Source organism: Cellulomonas sp. NPDC055163, assembly GCF_053607065.1.
Map to the genome: position 1 here is coordinate 59,712 of NZ_JBSGSU010000007.1, position 25,187 is coordinate 84,898.

A 25,187-nucleotide genomic window follows, 5' to 3' on the forward strand; every position below is an offset into this window, starting at 1 on the left:
GACGCTGGATCCCGGGCTGGACTTGGCCCGGAGCGAGGGCCTGGACATGGGCCCGGGTTCGACGTCGGCGAGCTGCGCCGACCCCTGACGTCGCGGGCCCGACGCTGCGCCCCGAGCCGCACCCAGCACCGCACCCCAGGAGCGCCCCCATGTCCCGCCCTGCCCGTCGCACACGCCAGGCGCCCGCCGCACGCGCGACCGCCCGCACGCGCGTGCGCCGCCACCCCGCCTCCGCCCTCGTCCTCGCGCTGTCCGTCGGTGGCGTGCTCGCCGCGTGCGCGCCGTCGACCGCGACGCAGGAGCCCGTCACCGCGTCGCCGTCGCCCTCGGGCGGCTTCTCCCCCGTCACGCTCGACAACTGCGGGACCGAGGTCACCCTCGACGCACCGCCCGAGCGGGTCGTGACCATCAAGTCGACCGCGACCGAGATGCTGCTCGCGCTCGGCCTCGGGGACGCCCTGGTCGGCACCGCGTTCGCCGACGGACCCGTCCCCGAGGAGTACGCCGACGCCGCAGCCGGGATCCCCGTGCTCTCGGACAAGGTCCCCGGCCAGGAGGCGCTGCTCGAGGTGCAGCCCGACCTCGTGTACGGCGGCTGGGAGTCGACCTTCTCCCCGGACGGCGCCGGGGACCGCGGGGCGCTCGCCGCGCTCGGCATCGCGACGTACGTCGCGCCCGCCGCGTGCAAGGGCGAGGCGTACATGCCCGACCCGCTGACGTTCGACGAGCTGTTCGACGAGATCCGCGAGGTGGCGTCACTGTTCGGCGTGACCGACCGCGCCGAGGAGCTCGTCGCGGAGCAGGAGGCGGCGCTCGCGTCCGTGACCCCGGCGGCCGAGGGGACGACGGCGCTCTGGTACAGCTCGGGCACCGACACCCCGTACGTCGGTGCGGGAATCGGCGCCCCGCAGATGATGCTCGAGGCGGTGGGCCTGACCAACGTCTTCGCCGACGTGCACGACACGTGGACCTCCGCGGGCTGGGAGCAGGTCGTCGCCGCGGACCCCGACGTGATCGTCCTGGTCGACGCCGCGTGGAACACGGCAGCGTCCAAGATCGAGCTCCTCGAGTCGAACCCGGCGACGCGCGAGCTCACCGCGGTGCGCGAGCAGCGCTACCTCACGCTGCCGTTCCCCGCCGCCGAGGCGGGCGTGCGCAACGCCGACGCCGTGGTCGACCTCGCCGAGCAGCTCGCCGCGCTGCCGGCCGCACGCTGACGGGCGGGCGACCCCCGGCATGGACCGAGCCCCCTGGCGTCCGCCGCTGACCGTGCTGCTCGCGGTCGGCGGCGCGCTGCTCGTCGCCACGGTGCTCGTGACCGTGACGATCGGGCCCGCGGACATCGCGGTCGCCGACGTGGGCCGCAGCATCGCCGCGCACCTCGGGCTCCCCGGCGCTGCGCCGGTCCCGCGCCTGCTCGACGCGATCGTGTGGGAGCTGCGCCTGCCGCGCGTGCTGACCGCCGCCGCGGTCGGTGCCGGGCTCGCGCTCGCGGGGGCCGTGATGCAGAGCCTCACGCGCAACCCGCTCGCCGACCCCTACCTGCTCGGGCTGTCCTCGGGCGCGTCGCTCGGCGCGGTCGCGGTGCTCGTCGTCGGCGTCGGGCTGCTCCTCCCGGTCGCGGCGTTCGCGGGTGCGGTGGCCGCGCTCGTCGCGACCCTCGCGCTCGCGCGCACCGGTGGTGTGCTGACCCCGGGGCGGACCGTGCTCGCGGGCCTCGCGGTCTCCCAGCTCGCCGCCGCCGGCACGTCGTTCGTGATCTTCTGGACCGCGACCGGCGACTCCTACCGCGAGATCCTCAGCTGGCTCATGGGCTCGCTCGCGGGCGCCACGTGGTCCTCGGTGTGGATCGCGGGCGGCGCGCTCGCGGTCGTGGGCGTCGTGCTGGTGCTCAGCGCGCTGCGGCTCGACGCGTTCGCGTTCGGGGACACGTCCGCCGCGGCGCTCGGCATCGACGTGGGCCGCACGCGCTGGACGCTCATGACGCTCGTCGCGCTGCTCACGGGCGCGATGGTCGCGGTGAGCGGAGCCATCGGCTTCGTCGGGCTCGTCCTGCCGCACGCCGTGTCCGTGGTCACGGGGCCCGCGCACCGCCGGCTGCTGCCCGTTGCCGCGCTCACCGGAGCCGTCTTCCTCGTCTGGGCGGACACGCTCGCGCGCACGCTGTTCGACCCGCGCGAGCTGCCCGTGGGGATCATCACCGCGCTCATCGGCGTCCCGGTGTTCGCGGTGCTGCTGCGCCGCGGTCGGGGGGTCGCATGGAGCTGACGCTGACGGGCGTGCGGACGCGGCTCGGCGGGCGCTGGGTCGTCGACGGGATCGACGCGACGCCGCCCCCGGGCCGCCTGACAGGGCTGCTCGGCCCCAACGGCGCGGGCAAGACGACGCTGCTGCGGCTCGTCGCGGGGCTGCTCGTGCCCGAGGGCGGGGCGGTGCTCGTCGCCGCCGGGGACGACGTGGCGGGCGCCACGGTGCCGGCCGGCCCGTCGACCCCCGGCGCCTCCGGGCGCACCGCCGCGCGGGCCCCGGGGCAGGTCCCCGTGCACGGGCTCCCCCGCCGCACCCGTGCCCGCCGGATCGCGCTGCTCGAGCAGGAGTCGTCGAGCACCGTCCCGCTGTCGGTGCACGACGTCGTCGCGCTCGGCCGCATCCCCTACCGGACGGTATGGGGCACCGACCCGGACCCGGCCGCGGTGACGCGCGCGCTCCAGCACGCCCGCGCCGAGCACCTCGCGGAGCGCCCGTGGTCGTCGCTGTCGGGCGGCGAGCGCCAGCGCGTGCACGTCGCGCGCGCCCTCGCGCAGGAGCCCGAGCTGCTGCTGCTCGACGAGCCGACGAACCACCTCGACGTCAGCACCCAGCTGAGCCTGCTCGCGTTCGTCCGCGACCTCGGCACGACGACGGTCGCGGCGCTGCACGACCTCAACCTCGCCGCGGCGTTCTGCGAGCACGTGCTCGTGCTCTCCGACGGTCGGCTCGCCGCCGCCGGGCACCCGCGCGACGTGCTGCGCCCCGCGCTCCTGCGCGAGGTCTACGGGGTGGACTGCGACGTGCTCACGCACCCGCGCACGGGGCGCCCCGTCATCGCGTTCGCGGACCCGGTCGGCGACGCGGCGCCCACCTCCCCCGCACCCCCGACCGACGGAGCGCCCGCATGAAGATCACGGTCCTGTCCGGCGGCGTCGGCGGTGCCCGGTTCACGCGCGGGCTGCTCGCCCACCTGCGCACCGTCCTTCCTGGCGGACCGGGAGACGCCGGGGGCACGTCCGCCGAGGTCACGGTCGTCGCGAACACCGGCGACGACATGTGGTTCCGCGGCGTGCGGGTCTGCCCCGACCTCGACACGCTCCTGTACACGCTCGGCGGCGCGGTGCACGAGGACCAGGGCTGGGGCCGGCGCGAGGAGACGACGCGCACGAGCACCGACCTCGCCGCGTACGGGCTCGGGGGCGAGTGGTTCACGCTCGGCGACCTCGACCTCGCGACGCACCTGGCCCGCACCGAGCTGCTGCGCACCGGGCTCGGGCTCGCGGACGTGACGGCCCGGCTGTGCCGACGCTGGGCCCCCGGCGCACGCCTGCTGCCGATGACCGAGCAGGAGGTCGAGACGCACGTCGAGGTCGACGGACCGGACGGCACACCCGTGCTGCTGCACTTCGAGGAGTGGTGGGTGCGGCACCGCGCCGCGCTCCCCGCGCGACGGTTCGTGCAGGTGGGCCTCGAACGGGCGACCGCGGGCCCCGGCGTCCTGGAGGCGCTGCTGGGCGCCGACGTCGTGGTCGTCCCGCCGTCGAACCCGGTGGTCTCGGTCGGCACGATCCTCGCGGTCCCCGGGGTGCGCGATGCACTGCGGACGACGAGCGCGCCGGTCGTGGGCGTGAGCCCGGTGATCGGCGGGGCGCCGGTGCGCGGCATGGCCGACGCGTGCCTGCGGGCGATCGGCGTCGAGACGAGCGCCGCCGCGGTCGCCCGGCACTACGGGCGGCGCGCCACGGGCGGGATCCTCGACGCGTGGCTCGTCGACACGGTCGACGCGGGCGCGGCGCAGCACCTCGCCGCCGAGGGCTGGGCGACCCGGGCCGTCCCGACGCTCATGACCGACGTGCCCACCACGGCCCGGATCGCCGCGGACGCGCTCGCGCTCGTCGGGGTCTGAGAACCAGGCGCGTCCCGCGCGCGTCAGGCCGCGGGGAGCCGGCCCCACGTCCGGAGGACCGCAGCGGTGCGCGGGCCCGCGCCGAGCTGGGCGACCGCGTCGAGGTCGGCGCGCACGTCGACGTCCTGGCGCAGGCTCGACCCCGGGCGCACGTCGAGCGCGACGTGACCGGCCGCGGCGTGCGCGGCGGCCGAGCCCGCGCCGAACCGCGGCCGGGGCGCGACGTGCGGCGCGACGGTGAGCAGCGTCGTCCCCGTCCCGCCGGCGTCGGCGACGTGCGCGCGCGGGTGCTCCGCGGCGGCCGCGAGCGCGGCGTCGAGGTCCGCCGTCCGCAGCGCGGGAAGGTCGCCGAGCAGCACCGCGACGCCCGTGCACGCGTCGAGCCCGCGTGCCCGGTCGATCCCCGCCCGGACCGCCGCCCCGAGCCCTCCGGGGAACGGCTCGGCGACGACGTCGACGACGGCTCCGGGGGTGGCGAGCGCCTCCGCCGCGACGACCTCGTCGCCCGTGACCACCACGACCCGCACGACGGCGTGCGCGAGCGCGGCCGCGTGCACCGTGTCGGCGGCCATGGCCCGCACGAGCTCGACGCGCTCGTCCGGCGCGAGGTCCCCCGCGAGCCGGGTCTTGCCGAGCCGCGCGGCCTTGACCGGCACGACGACGGTCCAGCGCGCGCCCGCCGCACCGCTGCTGTGGGGCACCTGGCCGCCGCCGGCCGCCGCGCCGCCGCCGGTCGCCGCGCCGTCCCCGCTCACGCGGGTGCCCGGCCCCCGTGCTGGGGACCGCCGCGCCCGTCGGCCGCGTCCTTCCAGCCCTGCGCGTACGCCTCGGCGCTGCCCTGCTCGAACATGTCCTCGGGGCCGAGCCGCACGAGGCTGCGCGCGCCCGGGCCGTCGTCGTCGGTCACGTGCTCCGCGAGCCCGCGCACGACCGCGACGGGCCGCCCCGTGGCCTTGCCCTTGACGAGCTCCGCGGCGCCCGCGATCTCGTCGGCGACCGCCGCCTGGCTGACCTGCAGCGCACGGCCGTGCGTGTCGAGCTGCCCGCGCTGGTCGTCGAGCACGCGCACGCCCGCGGCGCCGATCGCGAGGTCGGTCTGCCCGTGCCGCCAGGGCCGCCCGGCGGTGTCGGTGAGCAGGACGCCGAGCCGCACCCCGAACCTCGCCCGCAGGCCGTCGCGCAGGCGCCGCGCGGACGCGTCGGGGTCGAGCGGCAGCAGCAGCACGGTGCCCTCGGGCGTGTTCGACGCGTCGACCCCGGCGGCCGCCATCACGAGCCCGAGCCGGTTCTCGACGATCCGCGTGACGCCGCCGGGGTGCTCGCGGGTCGCGACCACCCGGACGGTCTCGGCGGTGATCGCGTCCTCGCGGTCCGCCGCGGGCACGACCCGCCCCTCGGCCTTCGACACGATCTTGCTGGTCACGACGACGATGTCGCCGTCGGCCGGCGAGGGCAGCGCGGGATCGGCGAGCGCACCGGCGACGAGCGCGACGAGGTCGTCGCCGGGCACCACCTCGGGCAGCCCGTCGGGCGCCCAGACGCGCAGCTCGCTCATCGCACCAGGCTCGGCAGGACGTCGCGCCCGAAGACGTCGATCCACTCGCGCTGGTTGCGCCCCACGTTGTGCAGGTAGATGCGGTCGAAGCCGAGGTCGACGTACTTCTGGATCTCGGCGCGGTGCACGTCGGGGTCCGCGGAGATGACCATGCGGCCCTGGAAGTCCTCGGGGCGCACGAGCTTGGCCATCTGCTCGAAGTCGAACGGCGAGCGGATGTCGGCCTTGGGGAACTTCATGCCGCCGTTGGGCCACTCGGTCATCGCGTTGGTGAGGGCCTGCTCGTCGGTCTCGGCCCAGGACAGGTGGAGCTGGAGGACCTTGGGCATCGCGTCGGGGTCCTTGCCGGCCTCGCGCGCGCCCTCCGCGAACTTCGCGAACAGCCCGGAGATCTTCTCGAGCGGCGCGCCGACCGTGATGAGCCCGTCGGCGTGGCGGCCCGTGCGCTTGGCGGTCACGGGCCCGGCGGTCGCGACGAGGATCTCCGGCGGGACCTCGGGCATCGTCCAGAGCCTGGTCGACTCGAGCTTGTAGAACGTGCCCGAGTGCTTGACGTCCTTGCCGGCGAGCGACGCCGTGAACAGCTTGTTGATGATCTCGATGGCCTCGAACATGCGGTTGATCCGCTCGGGTGCCTCGGGCCAGTACCCGGCGACCACGTGCTCGTTGAGCGCCTCGCCGGAGCCGAGCCCGAGCCAGTGCCGCCCGGGGTACATCGCCGCGAGCGTCGCCGAGGCCTGCGCGACCATCGCGGGGTGCCAGCGGAAGGTCGGGGCCGTCACGCCGGGGCCGAGGTCGCCGCGGGTGCGCTCGCCCAGCGCCGACAGCACGTTCCACACGAACGCGGACTGCCCCTGCGCGGGCACCCAGGGCTGGAAGTGGTCCGCCGCCATGACGCCCGAGAAGCCGTTCTCCTCGGCGTACGCGGACAGGTCCACGACCTCGGTCGGGTGGAACTGCTCCAGCATCGCCGCGTACCCGACCGTCAGTCCGGCCGCCGTCACACCCTGCGCCACGTCGCCACCTCTCTCGGGCCGACCTGACCGCGGTCGGCGCCCGCACACCAGCACCTCGGACGAGCGTGCCTCGTCGAGCCTAACCAGTCGGGGTTTCCCGGATGTTCCCGCGCCCCCCGCAGCGGGCCCGCGCCACCCTGGGCGTCGCGCGGCGTCGCGCGGCGGCGCGCGCGCGGCGCGCGGGCGTCGCGGCGGGCACGGGTCGCGGCGCGTCGGCAGGGCCGCGCGTCTGGGAGGATGTCGCACCATGAGCGACCTGCGTCCCGAGCCGACCCCGACCGCACCCGGCAGCCCCTCCGGCAGCACCGCGGCGAACCCGACCAGCGCAGCGACGACCGCCCGCCCCGTACCCGACAAGGTCTCGCTCGACGGGCTCGAGCAGCGCTGGGACACGGCGTGGGGCGAGCAGGGCACCTACGCGTTCGACCGCACCGCGGAGCGCGCGCAGGTCTACTCGATCGACACCCCGCCGCCGACCGTCTCGGGCTCGCTGCACGTGGGCCACGTCTTCTCCTACACGCACACCGACGTCGTCGCCCGCTTCCAGCGCATGCGCGGCAAGGCGGTCTTCTACCCGATGGGCTGGGACGACAACGGCCTGCCGACCGAGCGCCGCGTGCAGAACTACTACGGGGTGCGGTGCGACACGTCGCTGCCCTACGTCGAGGGCTACGAGCCGCCGTTCGCGGGCGGTGACGGCAAGAGCGTCAAGGCCGCCGACCAGCAGCCGATCAGCCGCCGCAACTTCGTCGAGCTGTGCGAGCGCCTGACGGCGGAGGACGAGCGCCAGTTCGAGGCGCTGTGGCGCCACCTGGGCCTGTCCGTCGACTGGTCGCACCACTACCAGACCATCGGCCGCGAGGCGCAGAAGGTCGCGCAGACCGCGTTCCTGCGCAACGTGGCGCGCGGCGAGGCGTACGCGGCCGAGGCGCCCGGGCTGTGGGACGTGACGTTCCAGACCGCCGTCGCGCAGGCCGAGCTCGAGGCGCGCGACTACCCGGGGCACTTCCACAAGGTCGCGTTCCACTCCACCGTCGACGGCACCGACACGCCCGTCCACATCGAGACGACGCGCCCCGAGCTGCTGCCCGCGTGCGTCGCGCTCATCGCGCACCCCGATGACGAGCGCTACCAGCACCTGTTCGGCACGACGGTCCGCTCGCCGCTGTTCGACGTCGAGGTCCCCGTGCTCGCCCACCCGGCGGCCGAGCCCGACAAGGGCGCGGGCATCGCGATGTGCTGCACGTTCGGCGACCTGACCGACGTGCAGTGGTGGCGCGAGCTCCAGCTCCCGACGCGCTCGGTCCTCGTGCGCGACGGCCGCCTGACCCGCGAGGTGCCCGACTGGATCACGTCGGAGCGCGGGACGGCCCTGTTCGCGGAGATCGCGGGCAAGACGACCTTCTCGGCGCGCACGGCGGTCGTCGACGCGCTGCGTGAGTCGGGCGACCTCGACGGCGAGCCCGTCGCGACGCAGCGCAAGGCGAACTTCTTCGAGAAGGGCGACAAGCCGCTCGAGATCGTCACGTCGCGCCAGTGGTACATCCGCAACGGCGGGCGCGACGTCCCGCTGCGTGAGGAGCTCCTCGCGCGCGGCGCCGAGCTCGGGTTCCACCCCGACTTCATGCGCGTGCGCTACGAGAACTGGGTCGGCGGCCTCAACGGCGACTGGCTCGTCTCGCGCCAGCGCTTCTTCGGAGTCCCGATCCCGGTGTGGTACCCGCTCGACGCGCAGGGCGAGCCCGACTACGACCACCCGCTCGTGCCCGACGAGGCGACGCTGCCGGTCGACCCGTCGTCCGACGTCCCCCCGGGGTACTCCCCCGACCAGCGCGGCGTCCCCGGTGGCTTCACCGGTGACCCCGACATCATGGACACCTGGGCGACGAGCTCGCTGACGCCGCAGATCGCGGGCGGCTGGCTCTCCGACCCCGACCTGTTCGCGCGCGTCTTCCCGATGGACCTGCGCCCCCAGGGCCAGGACATCATCCGCACGTGGCTGTTCTCGACCGTGGTCCGTGCGCACCTCGAGCACGGCAGCCTCCCGTGGGCCAACGCGGCGATCTCGGGCTGGATCCTCGACCCGGACCGCAAGAAGATGAGCAAGTCCAAGGGCAACGTCGTGACGCCGATGGGCCTGCTCGAGGAGCACGGCTCCGACGCGGTGCGGTACTGGGCGGCGTCCGCGCGGCTCGGCACCGACGCGGCGTTCGAGGTCGGCCAGATGAAGATCGGGCGCCGGCTCGCGATCAAGGTGCTCAACGCGAGCAAGTTCGCGCTCGCCTTCGGCTCGCCCGAGGACCGCGCGCGCCTGCTCGACGCCACGCTCGTCACGGAGACGCTCGACCGCGCGATGCTCGCCGGGCTCGCCGACGTCGTCGACCGGGCGACCGCGGCGCTCGAGGCGTACGACCACACGCGCGCCCTCGAGCTGAGCGAGACGTTCTTCTGGACGTTCTGCGACGACTACCTCGAGCTCGTCAAGGACCGCGCGTACGCGGGCGGCGCGGCCGACGCGGACGTCCCCGCGGAGTCGGCCTCCGCGCGCGCGGCACTGGGCATCGCGCTCGACACCCTCCTGCGGCTGTTCGCGCCGGTGCTGCCGTTCGCGACCGAGGAGGTCTGGTCCTGGTGGCGCGAGGGCTCGGTGCACCGCGCCCCGTGGCCCCTCGCCGAGCCGCTGCGCGCGGCCGCGGGCGACGCGGACGCTGCCGTGGTCGGAGCCGCCGGTGCGGCGCTCGCGGCGCTGCGCAAGGTCAAGTCCGAGGCGAAGGTGTCGATGCGCACCGAGATCACGCGGGTGACGCTCGCGGTCCCGGCCGCGCACACCGCCGGCGTGGAGGCGGCGCTCGCGGACGTCCGGTCGGCCGGGCGTGTGACGGGCCCGCTCGACCTCGTGGCCGAGGACGGCGAGACCGTCGTCGCGCGCGACGCCGAGCTCCTGCCGCCCGAGCCGAAGGTGCAGGGCTGACCGCTCCGGCGTGCGCGGCACCACCCGGGCGCAACGTGGCGCAGGATGGGACCACGGTCCCACCCTGCGCCACTTTGCATGATTACTTGAGATTGCGCATACTCATGCACGAACGCTCATCGTGAGAGGACAGCCGTCATGACCCGCACCCACCGCCTCGTCCCCCTGGGGCTCGCCGCGACGCTGCTGCTCTCCGCCTGCAGCGGCGGCGACGGCAACCCCGCCGCCACGTCCGACAGCGGCGTCCCGCTCGTCGCCGAGGGCAAGCTGACCGTCTGCACCAACCCGCCCTACGAGCCGTTCGAGTACACCGACGACTCCGGCGAGATCGTCGGCCTCGACATCGACATCGTGAACGAGATCGCGAAGGACCTCGGCGTCGAGCCCGAGATCAAGGTCGCGCAGTTCGAGGGCATCCAGTCGGGCGCGGACCTCGAGACCGGCAACTGCGACGTCGTCGCCTCCGCGATCACGATCACCGACGAGCGCGCCGCGCGCATCGACTTCTCCGAGCCCTACTTCGACGCCGACCAGGGCCTGCTGCTCCCCGCCGCCGCCGGCGTCGAGCCGATGGACGAGGAGGAGGCGCTCGCGTCCCTCGAGGGCTCGACGATCGGCGTGCAGCAGGAGACCACCGGCGCTGCCTGGGCGACCGAGAACGGGCTCACGACGATCGAGTTCGAGGACCTCGGGCTCCAGGTCCAGGCGCTCGAGAACGGCCAGGTCAACGCGATCATCAACGACGTCGCGGTGCTCGGTCCGTTCGTCGAGGACGGCTACACGTTCGGCGCGACGTTCACGACGGGCGAGCAGTACGGCCTCGGGGTCAAGAAGGGCAGCACCGCGCTGCTCGAGGCGGTCAACGACACGCTCGAGCGCATCCAGGGCGACGGCACCTACGACGCGATCTACACCGAGCGCATCGGCGACATCCCGACGGCCGACTGACGTGACCGCGATCTCGCGCCCGGACGCCGCCGTCCCGCCGCGGCTGCCGGCGGCGCGGCGGCGCACGAGCCCGCGCCGCCGCCGGCGGATCATCCGCGGCGTGCAGTACGCGGTGCTGCTCGTCGCCCTCGTCGTCGTCGCGGTCGCGACCGACTGGGCGCGCGTCAGCACGCAGCTCTTCAACCCGGCGGTCGCGGCCGACATGGCCTCGTCGCTCCCGGGCGCGCTCAAGAACACGGTGGTCTACACGATCGCGGCGTTCGCGATCGGCCTGAGCCTCGGCACGGTGCTCGCTCTCATGCGGCTGTCGTCCGTCGGCCCGTACCGCTGGATCGCGACGCTGTACATCGAGTTCTTCCGCGGTATCCCGGCTCTCCTCGTCGTCATCGCCTTCGGCTACGCCGTCCCGATCGCCCTCGGGGTGCGCATCGAGTCGGTCGTCGCGAAGGCCGGGCTCGCGCTCGGCATGGTGTCGGCGGCCTACATCGCCGAGACCCTGCGCGCCGGCATCCAGGCCGTCCCGAAGGGCCAGGTCGAGGCGGCGCGCTCGCTCGGGATGTCCCCGACCCGCACGCTCGTGCAGGTCGTCATCCCGCAGGCGTTCCGGATCGTGCTGCCCCCGATGACGAACGAGCTCATCCTGCTCACCAAGGACACCTCGCTCATCTCGGTCGTGGGCCTGCTGCCGACGCAGTTCGACCTCACGAAGGTCGGGCGCGACATGCTCAACAGCGCGACCGGCGGCCTCACGGCGCTGTTCGTGGTCGGCGCGTGCTACCTCGTGATCACCATCCCGCTCGGCCTGGTCGCACGCTGGCTCGAGCGCCGCACCGGAGGGGGCTCGCGCCCATGACCGTGTCCCCCGAGGCCCACGCCGGCGCCGCCGCGACCCGCACCGGCGGCGAGGACGTCGTCGTCCGCATCGACGCGCTGCACAAGTCGTTCGGTGACAAGCAGGTGCTGCGCGGCATCGACCTGGAGGTCCGCTCGGGCGAGGTGGTCTGCGTGATCGGGCCGTCCGGCTCGGGCAAGTCGACGCTCCTGCGCTGCGTCAACCTCCTCGAGGAGCCCACGGGTGGCAGCATCGAGGTGCTCGGCACCGAGGTCACCGACCCGGACGTCGACCTCGACCACGTCCGCACGCACGTCGGCATGGTGTTCCAGCAGTTCAACCTCTTCACGCACCGTACGGTCCTCGACAACTGCACCATGGCGCAGCGGACCGTCCTGCGCCGCTCGCGCGCCGAGGCGGAGCGGGTCGCACGGGACAACCTCGCCCGCGTCGGGCTCACCGGCACCGAGGCGCTGATGCCCGCGCAGCTGTCGGGGGGGATGCAGCAGCGCGTGGCGATCGCGCGGGCCCTGTCGATGGACCCGCAGCTCATGCTGTTCGACGAGCCGACGTCGGCCCTCGACCCGGAGCTCGTGGGCGACGTCCTGGGCGTCATGCGCGACCTCGCCGAGGGCGGCATGACGATGATCGTCGTGACGCACGAGATGGCGTTCGCACGCGAGGTCGGCGACCGGGTGGTCTTCATGGACGGCGGCGTCGTCGTCGAGGACGGCCCGGCGGACGAGGTGATCGGCGCCCCGCGCGAGGAGCGCACGCGCGAGTTCCTGCAGCGCGTGCTGGACCCGACCCACCGGCACGACGAGCAGGCACCCGGCGGTCCCGGACCCACGCGCTGAGAGCGGTCTAGGGTCTGGGTGTCCGGCCCGCCGACCAGGAGCACCGATGCCCGAGACCCGATCCCCCGCCCTCGTCGAGCCCGACGCGGCGTGGAGCATCCCGCGCCTGCTCGCCGAGCGCGTCGCCCGCGACCCGCACGGCACCGTCGTCGAGCGCTCGACCGGGCTCGGCGGCACGTGGCGCCCCGTGAGCGCCGCGGCGTTCGCGGACGAGGTGGCCGGCGTCGCGCGCGGGCTCGTGGCCCGCGGCATCCAGCCGGGCGACAGCGTCGCGATCATGTCGCGCACGCGCTACGAGTGGACGGTCGCCGACTTCGCCGTCTGGGCCGCAGGTGGCGTGAGCGTCCCGGTGTACGAGACGTCGTCGGCCGAGCAGGTCCGGTGGATCCTGTCCGACGCGCGGGTCCGGCTCGCGCTCGTCGAGACCGCGGCGCACGCCGCCGTCGTCGAGCAGGTCCGTGGCGAGCTGCCCGAGCTGGGCGACGTCCTCGTGATCGACGAGGGCGCGCTCGACCGGCTCACGGGGACCGGGACCGACGTGCCCGCCGCCGAGGTCGAGCGCCGGAGCGCCGCGACCGTCGCCGCCGACCTCGCCACGATCATCTACACGTCCGGGACGACCGGGCGGCCCAAGGGCGTCGAGCTCACGCACGGGAGCTTCGCGGCGATCACGCTCAACGGCGTCGCAGGGCTGACCGACGTCGTCGCCTCCCCGGGCTCCCGCACGCTGCTGTTCATGCCGCTCGCGCACGTGTTCGCGCGCTTCATCCAGGTCCTGTGCATCCCGTCCGGGGCCGTTCTGGGCCACACGCCGGACACCCGCAACCTGCTCGCCGACCTCGGGACGTTCCAGCCGACGTTCATCCTCGCGGTCCCGCGCGTCTTCGAGAAGGTCTACAACTCCTCCGAGCAGAAGGCCGGCACGGGCGCGAGGCTGCGGCTCTTCCGCTGGTCCGCCAAGGTCGCCATCGCGTACTCGCGCGCGCTCGAGCAGCCCGGCGGGCCGGGCGCGGCGCTCCGGGCGCAGAAGGCGGTCGCCGAGGTCCTCGTCCACCGCAGGCTGCGGGCGGCGCTCGGCGGCCGCGCCCGCTACGCCGTCTCGGGCGGCGCGCCCCTCGGCGAGCGGCTCGGGCACTTCTACCGCGGCATCGGCCTGATCGTGCTCGAGGGCTACGGCCTCACGGAGACGACCTCGGCGACCGCCGTGAACCGCCCGGAGCTCACGAAGATCGGGACCGTCGGCCCGGCGTACCCCGGCGCGTCGCTCCGGGTCGAGGACGACGGCGAGATCCTCGTGCGCGGTCCGCACGTCTTCCGCGGCTACCACGGCAACCCCGAGGCGACCGCGGAGGCGCTGCAGGACGGCTGGTTCCGCACGGGCGACCTCGGCACCCTCGACGAGGACGGCTGCCTGCGGATCACCGGCCGCAAGAAGGAGATCATCGTGACCGCGGGCGGCAAGAACGTCGCGCCCGCGGTGCTCGAGGACCGGCTGCGCGGCCACCCGCTCGTGAGCCAGGTCGTCGTCGTCGGCGACGCCCGCCCGTTCATCGCGGCGCTCGTCACGCTCGACGCGGAGATGCTGCCCGGGTGGCTCACGTCGCACGGCCTGCCCGTCACGGACGCCGCCACGGCCGCGGCCCACCCCGAGGTGCTCGCCGCGCTCGACCGCGCCGCCGAGCGGGCCAACGACGCGGTCTCGCGCGCCGAGTCCATCCGCAAGATCCGGGTGCTGCCGCTCGACCTCACCGAGGCGAACGGCTACCTGACACCGTCGCTCAAGGTCAAGCGGTCGCTCGTGCTGCGCGACTTCGCCGGGGAGATCGACGCCCTCTACGTCGACACGCGGGACGCCCGCGGGGACTGAGCCGCCCGGCGCGCGCGCACCGGCCGCACCCGCGACGCCGTCCGGGGACGCGAGCCAGCCGTGGCGCCGGCGTCGCCCCTCCCCGTCGCACGCTCGGGCATGCGCACCGGCCGCCGGGCCGGTGCGCACGCCGAGGACGTGCCGCCGTCCGTCAGACCACGTCGTGCACGCGAGTCCTGTCGCCCGACTGCGTGAGCAGCGACTCGCTCGGCGTCGACGGGTCGTGCCACCGCAGCACGGCGCCGACCCCGTCGATGAGGTCGACGCTGCCGTCCACGGCGAACGTCAGCCCGGCGTCCTGACCGAGCGCCGCGCGCACCACCGCGATGTCGGCACGCAGCTCGCGCGCACCCTCGTCGACGCCCATGGCCTCGAGCCCGGCTCGGTCGACCGCGATCTGCAGCGGGTCCGGACCGACCCACACCGTGCGCTCCGCGAGCGCCGACGCGGGCGTGCTGACCGACTCGTGCAGGACGAGCTCGGCGACCTGGCCGCGCTGCAGCACGGCGATCACGTCCCCGAGCTGGGTCACGGCCGCGCCGGCACGGCCCTGCTCCTGGCGGAACCGGTCGAGCACCTCCTCGCGGCGCCGCGCCCGGAACGCCTCGAGCGTCGCCTGGACGCGCTCGTCGAACGCGTCCTGCTTGACGCCCTCGGCGCGCGAGCCGCCCGGCACGTCGACGACAAGCTCCTTGGTGCGGTGACCGAGCGCCTCGCGCAGCAGCGGGACCTCGCGCACGTCCCCGGTGAGGACCACGAGCTCCGGGCAGCGGTCGACGACCTGCCGGTCGATCTCCGCCGCGACGGTCTCGGCGTTGCGCTCCCAGGAGTCCTCCGCGCGCATCTGCATGCGCCGGTGCGCCCAGCCGTCGCCGCTGCGGACCTTGCGGATCACGTCGTGGTCACCCTCGACCACGTCGTGCTGCCGGCCGTCGAGCCGGCCCGCCTCGTCGCTCCAGTAGAGGTCCGCGCCCTGCCGGTCGACCTGCACGAGCAGGTAGCTGACGGCCTCGTCGGCGGCGCGTGCCGCCGGGAGGAGCGAGGGAACGGGCCCGTGGACGGCGGAGTTGCTCGCGGGTGGGTCGGCGAGCACCCGGTCGATCGCGACGCCCTGGGAGTCGGCGATCAGCACGCGTCCGTGCGGGCCGGGAACCCGGGTCTGGGTGGCGACGCGCTCCTCGATCTCGTCGAGGAGGGTCGCCGGAGCGCCCTGGCGGTCGAGCTCGCGGCGCAGCCCCTTCCACCGGTCGAGCACCTCGGTCTCCCCCGCGGCGTCGGCGCGGGTCGCGTCGAGGTAGACGGTCGTGAACGGACCCGTGCGTCCGAGCAACGGCTTGAGCCAGTCGAGCTTCATGGGCAGCCCTCCGGGGATGCTGTGGAGTGGACCCGGCCCTCCTGCTCGGCCAGGTGCTGACCCCTCCACCATGGTTCACCCCGCAGGGCGGCGCCACCCGGTCGGACGTCCTGATGAGGCGCTCCGGGTGCCGACAGCGTCCCGGACCGGCCGGTGTCCGGACAAGTCACGACACGCGGTTGCGCCCCGGCGCCGACGTCCCAGGCGGACCGTGCCTCGCCCGAGGCGGACCGTCGCGGCGTTCGCCGGCGGACCATCGTGGCGTTCCCCGTCGGACCGTCGCGGCGCCGCCGAGCGGGATCCGTCCCGGCGCTCCCGCGGCCCGCGTCGGGCGGCTCAGCCGACGGTGCGCGCGTCGGAGGCGATCGCCTCGTGGTGGCGGATCACCTCGTCGACGATGAACGCGAGGAACTTCTCGGCGAAGACCGGGTCGAGCTCGGCCTCGTGCGCGAGCGTGCGCAGCCGAGCGACCTGGCGCGCCTCGCGAGCAGGGTCCGAGGGCGGCAGACCGCGCGTCGCCTTGAGCACGCCGACCTGCTGCGTGGCCTTGAACCGCTCCGCGAGCAGGTAGACCAGCGCGGCGTCGATGTTGTCGATGCTCCCCCGCAGCCGGACGAGCTCGGCCGGCAGCGCGGGGTCGGCCGAGCGCGTGGCCTCGGCGTGCTGGGCGGCGGTCTCGGTCGGCGTCGTGCGGCTCTCCTCGGTCACCCGCCGATCCTAGGCACGGCGGGCCGACCCGTGACGAGAGCGTCCGCTCAGGCGGACTTCTCGCGCGGTGTGCGCTTCGGGGTGCTCGCGTCCCGCGGGACGAGCGTCGGGTTGACGTTCTCGAGGACGACCTCGCGGGTGATGACGACCCTGGCCACGTCGTCGCGGCTCGGGACCTCGAACATGACCTGCTGGAGGACCTCCTCCATGATCGCCCGCAGCCCGCGCGCGCCCGTGCCCCGCAGGAGCGCGAGGTCGGCGATCGCCGCGATCGCGTCGTCGGAGAACTCGAGGTCCACGCCGTCGATCTCGAACATCCGCTGGTACTGCTTGATGAGCGCGTTGCGCGGCTCGGTCAGGATGCGCATGAGCGCCGACTGGTCGAGCGGCGAGACGGTCGTGATGACGGGGACGCGGCCGATGAACTCGGGGATGAGCCCGAACTTCAGCAGGTCCTCGGGCATGACCTCGCCGTAGACGTCCGTGTCGTCGGCGGAGTGCAGCGGCGCACCGAACCCGATCCCGCGGCGACCCGAGCGCGACGTGATGATCTCGTCGAGCCCCGCGAAGGCGCCCGCGACGATGAACAGCACGTTCGTCGTGTCGATCTGGATGAACTCCTGGTGCGGGTGCTTGCGGCCACCCTGCGGCGGGACCGACGCGGTCGTCCCCTCGAGGATCTTCAGCAGCGCCTGCTGGACGCCCTCGCCCGAGACGTCTCGCGTGATCGACGGGTTCTCGCTCTTGCGGGCGATCTTGTCGACCTCGTCGATGTAGATGATGCCCGTCTCGGCCTTCTTGACGTCGTAGTCCGCGGCCTGGATGAGCTTGAGCAGGATGTTCTCGACGTCCTCGCCGACGTAGCCGGCCTCCGTCAGCGCGGTCGCGTCGGCGATCGCGAAGGGCACGTTGAGCATGCGGGCGAGGGTCTGCGCGAGGTACGTCTTGCCGCAGCCCGTGGGGCCGATCAGCAGGATGTTGGACTTCGCGATCTCGATCGGCTGCTCGCCGCCGGACCCGGGACCCAGGCGGCCGAGCTCGCCGGCCTGGATGCGCTTGTAGTGGTTGTACACCGCCACGGCGAGCGACCGCTTCGCGGGCTCCTGACCGATGATGTACTGCTCGAGGAAGGCGAAGATCTCCTTCGGCTTGGGCAGCTCGACCATGCCGACCTCGGTCGCCTCGGCGAGCTCCTCCTCGATGATCTCGTTGCACAGGTCGATGCACTCGTCGCAGATGTACACCCCAGGGCCCGCGATGAGCTTCTTGACCTGCTTCTGGGACTTCCCGCAGAACGAGCACTTGAGGAGATCGGCTCCGTCCCCGATGCGAGCCACGTGCGTCCCCTTCCTCGGTGTCGCTCTCCGCCCGGTCGGGCGGCGCGTCAGTCCTGCGCAGAGCTCTCCGGTCGCCGACCTCGGCGTTCCCCCGTGCTCCCCACCATTGCACACCACGAGGGCCGACATGTCAGCCCGCCGGGCCGGTGGAGGCCCGACTGACCGCCGGGCCCGCAGGTCGCGGGCCCGGCGGCACGTCTCAGACGGGCTGGACGACCGGCGTCACGACGCCCTTGCGCGACGCGAGCACCTGGTCGACGAGGCCGTACTCGTGCGCCTCGGCCGCGGTCAGGATCTTGTCGCGCTCGATGTCGTTGCGCACCTGCTCGACGTCCCGGCCGGTGTGCTTCGCCAGCGTCGCCTCGAGCCACTCGCGCATGCGGATGAGCTCGTTGGCGTGGATCTCGATGTCCGACGCCTGGGCGTAGCCGCCGCCCTCCATCGCGGGCTGGTGGATCAGCACGCGGGCGTTCGGCAGCGCGAGGCGCTTGCCCGGGCTGCCGGCGCCGAGCAGCACGGCCGCCGCCGACGCGGCCTGCCCGAGGCAGACCGTGACGAGCTGCGGCTTGATGTACTGCATCGTGTCGTAGATCGCCGTCATCGCGGTGAACGAGCCACCGGGCGAGTTGATGTACAGCGTGATGTCACGGTCCGGGTCCGTGCTCTCGAGCACGAGCAGCTGGGCCATGATGTCGTCGGCCGACGCGTCGTCGACCTGCACCCCGAGGAAGATGATGCGGTCCTCGAAGAGCTTGGTGTAAGGGTCCTGGCGCTTGAAGCCGTAGGCCGTGCGCTCCTCGAACTGCGGCAGCACGTACCGGCTGCTCGGGGACGCGGGCCCCTGCCCGGACCAGCCGGACGCGCCCGGCCCGGCCAGGCGCCCGGCGCGGGCGATGAACTGGGACTCGATGCTCACTGGGTTCTCCTCAGGTCTCGGTGGTCGGTCGGGACTCGGTCAGGACGCCGTGGTCCCGCCACCGCCGGAGACCGATCCGGCGTGGGTGACGACGTGGTCGACGAAGCCGTACTCGAGCGCCTCGTCCGCGGTGAACCAGCGGTCGCGGTCCGAGTCGGCGTTGATCTGCTCGGGCGTCTTGCCGGTCTGCTCCGCGATCAGGTCCGCGAGGACCTTCTTCATGTGCATGATCAGCTGGGCGTTGATCCGGACGTCCGTCGCGGTGCCGCCGATGCCGCCCGAGGGCTGGTGCATCATCACGCGGGTGTGCGGGGTCGCGTAGCGCTTGCCCTTGGTGCCCGAGGAGAGCAGGAACTGCCCCATCGACGCGGCCATGCCGATCGCGACGGTGGCCACGTCCGGCTGGATGTACTTCATGGTGTCGTAGATCGCCATGCCGGCCGTGATCGAGCCGCCGGGCGAGTTGATGTACAGGAAGATGTCCTTGTCCGGGTCCTCTGCGGCCAGGAGCATCATCTGGGCGCAGATGGCGTTCGCGTTCTCGTCGCGCACCTCGGAGCCCAGCCAGATGATGCGCTCCCGCAGGAGCCGGTTGTAGATGTGGTCGTTGAGGCCGAAACCGGGGGAATCGGCCCGGGCGATCGCCGGCATCTGGTCGTTCACGAAGGCTCCCTCGTCAGACTGCGTCCGCTCCCGGAACCGGGGGCGGACCTGCATGTGCAAGGACCCTAACGCGCACGTGCGACGGCGAACGTCCCGCGGGCGCGCGTTTTCGCTGACGGCGCACCCGGCCCCGCGCCCCTCACCCGGACGCACGCAGGGCCCCGCACCGGGTGGGTGCGGGGCCCTGCGTCGACGGACCGACCGGGGTCAGGCCTTGGCGTCCTCGGCGGGCACCTCGTCGTCGAAGACGATGTCCGAGTCGTCGGCGCCGACGCTCGCCTGCACGGCGGCGTCCTCCGCCGCGTCCTCCTCGTCGGACCCGATGAACTCGGAGAGGTCGACGGGCGCACCGCTCGTGTCCGTCACCGCGACCCGGCGCAGCGCGATCGCGAGCGCCTTCGAGCGGGCGACCTCACCGACCATCGCGGGGATCTGGCCCTGCTGGTCGACGGTCTGGATGAACGTGTTCGGGTCCATGCCGTACTGGCGCGACGCGCTCACGAGGTAGTCGAGCAGCTCGTTCTGGCTGACCTTGACCTCGAGCTGCTCGGCGAGCGTGTCGAGCAGGAACTGGTTGCGCAGGGCCGTCTCGGCCTGCTCCCCGACCTCGGCGCGGTGCTCCTCGTCCTCGAGGCGACCCTCGTTCTCGAGGTGACGGTGCACCTCGGCCTCGACGACCCCGGCCGGGACCGGGATCTCCGTGGCGGCGAGGAGCTGCTCGAGGAGCAGGTCGCGGGCCTGGACGGCCTGGCCGGACGCCTTGTTCTTCGCCGCCTGCTCGCGCAGGTCGGTCTCGAGCTCGGCGAGCGTGTCGAACTCGCTCGCGAGCTGCGCGAAGTCGTCGTCCGCCGCGGGCAGCTCGCGCGTCTTGACGGTCGTCGCGGTGACCGTGACCTGGGCCTTCTCGCCCGCGTGGTCGCCGCCGGCGAGGGTCGTCTCGAACGTCGTGGTCTCGCCGCCCGAGAGGCCCGCGAGCGCCTCGTCGAGGCCCTCGAGCATGTTGCCCGAGCCGATCTGGTAGCTGATGCCGCTGACCGAGTCGACCTGCTCGTCGTCGATCGTCGCCTCGAGGTCGAGCACGACGAAGTCGCCCTCGACCGCCGGGCGGTCGACGCCCACGAGGGTGCCGAAGCGCTCGCGCAGCGCGTCGAGCCGGGTCGCGACGTCCTCGTCGGAGACGGTGACGTCGTCGACGGAGACCGTCAGGGAGTCGAGCGCGGGGACGGTGATCTCCGGGCGGACCTCGACCTCGGCCGTGAAGTGCAGCTCGCCCTCCTCGCCCGCGGGGGCGGCGGTCAGCGCGGGCACCTTGGTGACCTCGACCTCGGGCTGGCCGAGCGGGCGCAGCTTGTTCTCGCGGACGGCCTCGGCGTAGAAGCCCGAGAGGCCCTCGTTGACGGCGTGCTCGATCACGGCCACGCGACCGACGCGCTGGTCGATGATGCGCGGGGGCACCTTGCCCTTGCGGAAGCCGGGGACCGTGACCTGCTCAGCGATGTGCTGGTAGGCGTGGTCGATGCTCGGCTTGAGCTCGTCGTACGGCACCTCGACGGTCAGCTTGACCTTGGTGGCGTCCAGGGTCTCGACGGCGCTCTTCACTTCGATGATCTCCAACTGGTCGGGGCGGGCGCCGGCGACTCCGGCGATCTCCGGGGCCGACGCGCGGCCCCGCGCCAGGCAGCCCGGCAGGTGACCGCACGCTGGCGACCCTCGATCCTACGTCACCCGGTCCGGCGCCCCAAGCCGCCAGGTCACGCGCGGGGACAGCCCGGTCGGACGGAGCACGGCGCGGTCGGGCCGGTCGCACGAGTCGGGATGGCGGGATTCGAACCCACGACCTTCCGCTCCCAAAGCGGACGCGCTACCAACCTGCGCCACATCCCGTGCGGGCCGAGTCTAGTGGCGCCGCACGCGGCGAGGGCCGCACGGGCGGGGTGCGGTCCGGGGTGCTGTCGGGACGGGGCCGGGGTGCGGGACGGGCGCGTCGCACGGCGCTGCGCGGAGCCGCTAACCTGGGGCCGCTGGTCCGGCGAGAGCCGACCGCGCGGGTGTAGCTCAATGGTAGAGCCCCAGTCTTCCAAACTGGCTACGCGAGTTCGATTCTCGTCACCCGCTCCACCCCTGCCCCGGCGGCCCCACCCGGACCGCCGCCGGCCGCGACCGGCGCCTGGCGGCGCAGCTCGACCGCCGCGTGCTCGACGACGCGCCCCGTCAGCTCGCCCAGCCAGCGGGAGCCGACCTTCCAGTGCTGCCAGTACAGCGGCACGTCGAGGTGGTGCCCCGGCGCGAGCTCGACGAGGTCGCCCCGGGCGACCGCCGCCCGCGCGGCCTGCTCGGGCACCATGCCCCAGCCGAGCCCGCGCACGACGAGCTCGACGAACGCGTGGTTCGAGGGCACCAGGTGCCGGGGCGGGTCGGCGCGGCGGCCCGTGAGCCGGGTGGCGAAGCGGTCCTGCAGCGCGTCCTTGCCGGTGAAGGCGAGCAGGGGTGCGCGATCGAGGGCCTCGGGCGTCGGCCCGTCCGGGAGCCACCGCCCGACGAAGCCCGGCGCGGCGACGGCCAGGTACCGCATGTCGCCGAGGTGGTGCACGCGGCAGCCCTGCACGGGGGCGCTGTCGGTCGTCACGGCGGCCATCACGGAGCCCTCGCGCAGCAGCGCCGCGGAGTGGTCCTGGTCCTCCCGGCGCACGTCGAGCAGGACGTGCCCCGGGAGCCCCGCGAGCACCGGGGGGAACCACGTCGACAGGGAGTCGGCGTTGACGGCGATCGCGAGCCGGACGTGCGCCTGCGGGTCGTCGCCCCCGAGCGCCCCGGCGGCCTCCGCCTCCAGCACGCTCCACTCGCGTGCGAGGCGGAGGAGGGCGCGGCCCGGCACGGTCGGCTCGCACGGCCGGGCCCGCCGGACGACGACGTGACCGGCGGCGCGCTCGAGGGCCTTGATGCGCTGGCTCACCGCGGACGGCGTCACGTTCAGCGCCCGCGCCGCGCCCTCGAAGCTCCCCTCGTCGACGACGGCCGCGAGCGCCTTGAGCTGAGCCGGGTCGAGGTCCATGAAGCGATGCTAACGATGCGTGCGTAACATTCGCTGGTCTGCACTTGCCGCGCTGCCTACGGTCGAGCCATGCGCTCACCGCTCCCCCGGACCTGCCCGTGACCGGCTCCGCTCCCGCCGACGCCCTCGTCGGGCTCGTCACGGGCCTCGGTCTCATCGTCGCGATCGGCGCGCAGAACGCGTTCGTGCTCCGGCAGGGCCTGCGCCGCGAGCACGTGCTCGGGGTCGTGCTCGTCTGCGCGCTCGCCGACGCCGCGCTGGTGACCGCCGGCGTCGCCGGACTGGGACCGGTGCTGACCGCGCACGAGACCGTCATGACGGCCGTGCGGTACGGCGGTGCGGCGTTCCTCGGCTGGTTCGCGGTGAGCGCCGCACGCCGCGCGCTGCGGCCCGCGACCCTGCAGCCCGCCGGGGACGACGTGCCGGGCGGACGTGCCCGCGTGCTGCTCACGTGCGCCGCCCTGACGTTCCTCAACCCGCACGTGTACCTCGACACCGTGGTGCTGCTCGGCTCGGTCGCGCACCAGCAGGACCGCCCGTGGGCCTTCGCCGCGGGGGCGGTCGCCGCGAGCATCGGCTGGTTCGTCACCCTCGGCTTCGGAGCCGGGCGGCTCGCGCCGCTCTTCGCCCGCCCGCGCGCCTGGCAGGTCCTCGACGGGCTCGTCGCGGTCGTGATGGCGACGCTCGCGGTCACGCTCGTCATCGGCAGCTGACCGGGTTGTCCGTCCCGGGCGCGTGTGCTGCAGTTCGGGGCATGACGCTTCTCGAGGCGGGCGACCGCATCCTGCTCACCGGCGACTCCATCACCGACGGCGGGCGCGACCGCCGTGACCCGGCGAGCCTCGGGCACGGGTACGCGATGGTCGTCGCGGCGCTCGCCGGCGCTCGCCGGCGCACGCCGGCCCGACCTGGGGCTCACGTTCCTCAACCGCGGGATCGGCGGCGACACCGCCCACCAGCTGCGCGACCGCTGGGAGACGGATGCGCTCGCGCTCGAGCCGACCGTCGTCTCGGTGCTCGTCGGGATCAACGACACGTGGCGCCGCTACGACTCGGGGCGCGCGACCTCGATCGACGCGTACGAGGAGGACTACCGCGCAGTGCTCGACTCCGCGCGCGACCGGCTCGGCGCGCGGCTCGTGCTCGTCGAGCCGTTCGTCGTGCCCGTCGAGGAGGCGCAGCACCGCTGGCGCGAGGACCTCGACCCGCGCATCGGGGTCGTCCGGAGGCTCGCCGCCGAGTTCCGCGCGACGCTCGTGCCGGCCGACGGGCTGTTCGCCGCGGCCGCCGTGCGCACGACCCCGGCCGCCTGGGCGTACGACGGCGTGCACCCGACACCCGCCGGGCACGGCCTGCTCGCCGAGGCGTGGCTCGACGCCGTCGGGCTCGACTGAGCACCTGGCGCAGTGCACCGGCGGCGGAGCACCCGCACCACCCCTGCGGGTGCACCCGTACGTGAATGCGACGCATGCACCCCTTTGCGGGAGAAACGGATATCTCGGGCGCGTCCGCGCCATGCCCGGGCGCCGGTCCGGAACTCGTCGAAAACAACGCCTTCTGCCGCATTCTCGCGCCCGTGACCTGCAGGATCGCCCCGGTCCGCCCGCGCCGTTATCACCGGCGCACGAGCCCCGCCGTCCGAACGACACCTTTTCACCCGGCTGCCGGGTGCTGTGACTCTTGTCGGGAACCGCTACGACCGCATACGGTCCTCCTGTCCACGAAAAGGCAAAGCTGCCGCGAGGCAGTGACGCAAAGCCATGGGACCCACGAGGTTCGCCAGGCTGCCGAACGACGGAGAATCCAGTGCTCAATGCAGTCCGTAGCTTCCGCGCGCCCATCGACGCCGCGGCCGGTCGTGACGACCGCCGCACGTCCCGCCGCCGGGCCCGCTCGCTCGCCCTCGTCGCCGGCCTCAGCGTCGCCGCGACGCTCGCCGCGACGGTCCCCGCCTCGGCCGCCGGTGTCGCACCCAGCGCGCTCGACATCCCGCTCCTGAGCAACGCCGGCTCCACCACCACGGGCGTCCCGGCCGGGACGGTCCTCACGGTCGTCACGGGCGACCTGGTCGTCACCACGCCGGGCGCGGTCGTCGACGCGGTCGACGTCCGCGGCTTCATCAAGATCAAGGCGCCGAACGTCACGATCAAGCGCTCGATCGTCCGCGGCCGCCCGATCACCGGCAGCTTCGGGCTCATCACGAACGACGCCGGCGTCTACCCCTTCACGGTCGAGGACAGCGAGCTGATCGCGACCGAAGCCTCGCCGTGGATCAACGGGATCATCGGCCACAACTTCACGGTGCGACGCACCGAGATCGCGAACGTCATCGACTCGGTCCACATCACCGGCTCGAACGTGCTCGTCGAGAGCTCGTGGCTGCACGCGAACCTGTTCTACGCCCAGGACCCGAACCAGAAGGGCGGCCCGAGCCACGCCGACAGCGTCCAGATCCAGGGCGGGTCGAACATCAGGATCGTGCGCAACAACATCGAGGGCGCGTACTCCTCGGCCGTCCAGACGACGCAGGACCGCGCCGCGGTCTCCGACCTGACCATCCGCGACAACCGCATCGGCGGCGGCGGGTGCACCGTCAACGTGGCGTACGGCAGCCGCCCGGCGATCGCCGGCCTGGCCGTGGCCAACAACGTCTTCCGGCTCGACACCCGGCACACGCGCTGCGCGCTCATCGCCCCCAGCACGAACACGATCGCGAACGTCGACAACTACTTCACGGACGGCGCGACGGTGAAGATCTCGCGCGGCTGACGCCACGGGAGCAGAGCCCGTCGCGGACGGGCGCTCGACGCGAGCGGTGCACGGGCCTCCCGTGCACCGCTCGCGTGCGTCGTGGCACCGGCGCAGGTGATGTCCCGAGCCTCGGGCATGCTTTGCACCGCGGGGACGTTGTCGATAGCGTCAGCGCGTCCATGACCGACCGGGAGGAGAGGTGAC

Annotated in this window: 22 protein-coding genes, 2 tRNA genes and 1 riboswitch; of the genes, 13 read left to right on the forward strand and 11 right to left on the reverse strand. The window is 73.8% G+C overall.

Annotated features, from left to right (window positions below):
* Nucleotides 1–149: 149 nt before the first annotated feature.
* The 4 genes from ACWFNE_RS14725 to cofD are packed head-to-tail and all read left to right on the forward strand — an operon-like array spanning nt 150 to nt 4,156.
* A complete protein-coding gene (locus ACWFNE_RS14725) occupies nt 150–1,217 on the forward strand; it encodes a putative F420-0 ABC transporter substrate-binding protein (RefSeq protein ID WP_452123181.1) in 1,068 nt (355 codons plus the stop codon).
* Between the two features lie 19 nt (nt 1,218–1,236).
* Nucleotides 1,237–2,268, forward strand: a complete 1,032-nt coding sequence (locus ACWFNE_RS14730) for a putative F420-0 ABC transporter permease subunit (RefSeq protein WP_452123182.1) — start codon at nt 1,237–1,239, stop codon at nt 2,266–2,268.
* Nucleotides 2,259–3,158 carry an ATP-binding cassette domain-containing protein gene (locus ACWFNE_RS14735; protein WP_452123183.1) on the forward strand — a complete coding sequence of 300 codons (900 nt, stop codon included), beginning with the start codon at nt 2,259–2,261 and terminating at the stop codon, nt 3,156–3,158. Before ACWFNE_RS14730 ends, ACWFNE_RS14735 begins: the two co-directional genes overlap by 10 nt.
* Nucleotides 3,155–4,156 carry a 2-phospho-L-lactate transferase gene (gene cofD, locus ACWFNE_RS14740; RefSeq protein ID WP_452123184.1) on the forward strand — a complete coding sequence of 334 codons (1,002 nt, stop codon included), beginning with the start codon at nt 3,155–3,157 and terminating at the stop codon, nt 4,154–4,156. The genes ACWFNE_RS14735 and cofD overlap by 4 nt, the downstream gene beginning before the upstream one ends.
* A gap of 23 nt (nt 4,157–4,179) precedes the next feature.
* Here cofD and cofC read toward each other — a convergent pair whose 3' ends face one another.
* The 3 genes from cofC to ACWFNE_RS14755 are packed head-to-tail and all read right to left on the reverse strand — an operon-like array spanning nt 4,180 to nt 6,679.
* A complete protein-coding gene (cofC, locus tag ACWFNE_RS14745; RefSeq protein WP_452123185.1) occupies nt 4,180–4,911 on the reverse strand; it encodes a 2-phospho-L-lactate guanylyltransferase in 732 nt (243 codons plus the stop codon).
* Entirely contained in the window at nt 4,908–5,711 is an 804-nt protein-coding gene (locus tag ACWFNE_RS14750; RefSeq protein ID WP_452123186.1) for a coenzyme F420-0:L-glutamate ligase, read from the reverse strand. The genes cofC and ACWFNE_RS14750 overlap by 4 nt, the downstream gene beginning before the upstream one ends.
* Nucleotides 5,708–6,679: a TIGR03557 family F420-dependent LLM class oxidoreductase gene (locus ACWFNE_RS14755; protein ID WP_452123444.1), complete on the reverse strand. Its 972-nt coding sequence runs from the start codon at nt 6,677–6,679 to the stop codon at nt 5,708–5,710. The genes ACWFNE_RS14750 and ACWFNE_RS14755 overlap by 4 nt, the downstream gene beginning before the upstream one ends.
* A 295-nt stretch (nt 6,680–6,974) precedes the next feature.
* Here ACWFNE_RS14755 and valS point away from each other — a divergent pair, with 295 nt between their 5' ends.
* The 5 genes from valS to ACWFNE_RS14780 all read left to right on the forward strand — a co-directional run bounded on the left by valS (nt 6,975) and on the right by ACWFNE_RS14780 (nt 14,202).
* Nucleotides 6,975–9,698: a valine--tRNA ligase gene (gene valS, locus ACWFNE_RS14760; protein WP_452123187.1), complete on the forward strand. Its 2,724-nt coding sequence runs from the start codon at nt 6,975–6,977 to the stop codon at nt 9,696–9,698.
* 138 nt (nt 9,699–9,836) lie between these two features.
* Nucleotides 9,837–10,646, forward strand: coding sequence for a transporter substrate-binding domain-containing protein (locus tag ACWFNE_RS14765; protein WP_452123188.1), 810 nt, complete (start codon nt 9,837–9,839; stop codon nt 10,644–10,646).
* Between the two features lie 10 nt (nt 10,647–10,656).
* On the forward strand, nt 10,657–11,499 hold the full coding sequence (locus ACWFNE_RS14770) for an amino acid ABC transporter permease (RefSeq protein WP_452123445.1): 843 nt from the start codon (nt 10,657–10,659) through the stop codon (nt 11,497–11,499).
* Complete coding sequence (locus tag ACWFNE_RS14775; protein WP_452123189.1) at nt 11,496–12,335, forward strand: amino acid ABC transporter ATP-binding protein; 840 nt, start codon at nt 11,496–11,498, stop codon at nt 12,333–12,335. Before ACWFNE_RS14770 ends, ACWFNE_RS14775 begins: the two co-directional genes overlap by 4 nt.
* A gap of 46 nt (nt 12,336–12,381) precedes the next feature.
* Nucleotides 12,382–14,202 (forward strand): AMP-dependent synthetase/ligase, encoded by a 1,821-nt coding sequence (locus ACWFNE_RS14780; protein WP_452123190.1) that lies wholly within the window; start codon nt 12,382–12,384, stop codon nt 14,200–14,202.
* Nucleotides 14,203–14,353: 151 nt separating this feature from the next.
* On the opposite strand, the gene ACWFNE_RS14785 is transcribed toward ACWFNE_RS14780, so the two are convergent.
* The 7 genes from ACWFNE_RS14785 to ACWFNE_RS14815 all read right to left on the reverse strand — a co-directional run bounded on the left by ACWFNE_RS14785 (nt 14,354) and on the right by ACWFNE_RS14815 (nt 21,064).
* Nucleotides 14,354–15,556, reverse strand: a complete 1,203-nt coding sequence (locus ACWFNE_RS14785) for a baeRF2 domain-containing protein (protein WP_452123191.1) — start codon at nt 15,554–15,556, stop codon at nt 14,354–14,356.
* A gap of 336 nt (nt 15,557–15,892) precedes the next feature.
* Nucleotides 15,893–16,186, reverse strand: coding sequence for a chorismate mutase (locus tag ACWFNE_RS14790; protein WP_452123446.1), 294 nt, complete (start codon nt 16,184–16,186; stop codon nt 15,893–15,895).
* Between the two features lie 125 nt (nt 16,187–16,311).
* The gene (clpX, locus tag ACWFNE_RS14795; RefSeq protein ID WP_258726620.1) at nt 16,312–17,601 is read right to left on the reverse strand and encodes an ATP-dependent Clp protease ATP-binding subunit ClpX; all 1,290 of its coding nucleotides are present in this window, start codon (nt 17,599–17,601) and stop codon (nt 16,312–16,314) included.
* A gap of 199 nt (nt 17,602–17,800) precedes the next feature.
* Nucleotides 17,801–18,517 (reverse strand): ATP-dependent Clp protease proteolytic subunit, encoded by a 717-nt coding sequence (locus ACWFNE_RS14800; RefSeq protein WP_034624799.1) that lies wholly within the window; start codon nt 18,515–18,517, stop codon nt 17,801–17,803.
* Between the two features lie 39 nt (nt 18,518–18,556).
* Complete coding sequence (locus ACWFNE_RS14805) at nt 18,557–19,180, reverse strand: ATP-dependent Clp protease proteolytic subunit (protein WP_309485068.1); 624 nt, start codon at nt 19,178–19,180, stop codon at nt 18,557–18,559.
* 207 nt (nt 19,181–19,387) lie between these two features.
* Complete coding sequence (tig, locus tag ACWFNE_RS14810) at nt 19,388–20,779, reverse strand: trigger factor (RefSeq protein ID WP_452123192.1); 1,392 nt, start codon at nt 20,777–20,779, stop codon at nt 19,388–19,390.
* Between the two features lie 211 nt (nt 20,780–20,990).
* A tRNA-Pro gene (locus ACWFNE_RS14815) sits at nt 20,991–21,064 on the reverse strand.
* Nucleotides 21,065–21,224: 160 nt separating this feature from the next.
* Here ACWFNE_RS14815 and ACWFNE_RS14820 point away from each other — a divergent pair.
* Nucleotides 21,225–21,298 (forward strand) — tRNA-Gly (locus ACWFNE_RS14820).
* Here ACWFNE_RS14820 and ACWFNE_RS14825 read toward each other — a convergent pair.
* On the reverse strand, nt 21,267–22,232 hold the full coding sequence (locus ACWFNE_RS14825) for a LysR family transcriptional regulator ArgP (protein ID WP_452123193.1): 966 nt from the start codon (nt 22,230–22,232) through the stop codon (nt 21,267–21,269). The genes ACWFNE_RS14820 and ACWFNE_RS14825 overlap by 32 nt on opposite strands.
* A 98-nt stretch (nt 22,233–22,330) precedes the next feature.
* On the opposite strand from ACWFNE_RS14825, the gene ACWFNE_RS14830 reads away from it, so the two are divergent.
* The 3 genes from ACWFNE_RS14830 (at nt 22,331) to ACWFNE_RS14840 (ending at nt 25,001) form a co-directional block, all read left to right on the forward strand.
* Nucleotides 22,331–22,945, forward strand: coding sequence for a LysE/ArgO family amino acid transporter (locus ACWFNE_RS14830; RefSeq protein WP_452123194.1), 615 nt, complete (start codon nt 22,331–22,333; stop codon nt 22,943–22,945).
* 114 nt (nt 22,946–23,059) lie between these two features.
* Complete coding sequence (locus ACWFNE_RS14835; protein ID WP_452123195.1) at nt 23,060–23,626, forward strand: SGNH/GDSL hydrolase family protein; 567 nt, start codon at nt 23,060–23,062, stop codon at nt 23,624–23,626.
* A 323-nt stretch (nt 23,627–23,949) separates the two neighbouring features.
* Nucleotides 23,950–24,024, forward strand: a riboswitch (cyclic di-GMP riboswitch).
* A gap of 14 nt (nt 24,025–24,038) precedes the next feature.
* On the forward strand, nt 24,039–25,001 hold the full coding sequence (locus ACWFNE_RS14840) for a hypothetical protein (protein ID WP_452123196.1): 963 nt from the start codon (nt 24,039–24,041) through the stop codon (nt 24,999–25,001).
* Nucleotides 25,002–25,187 lie beyond the last annotated feature (186 nt).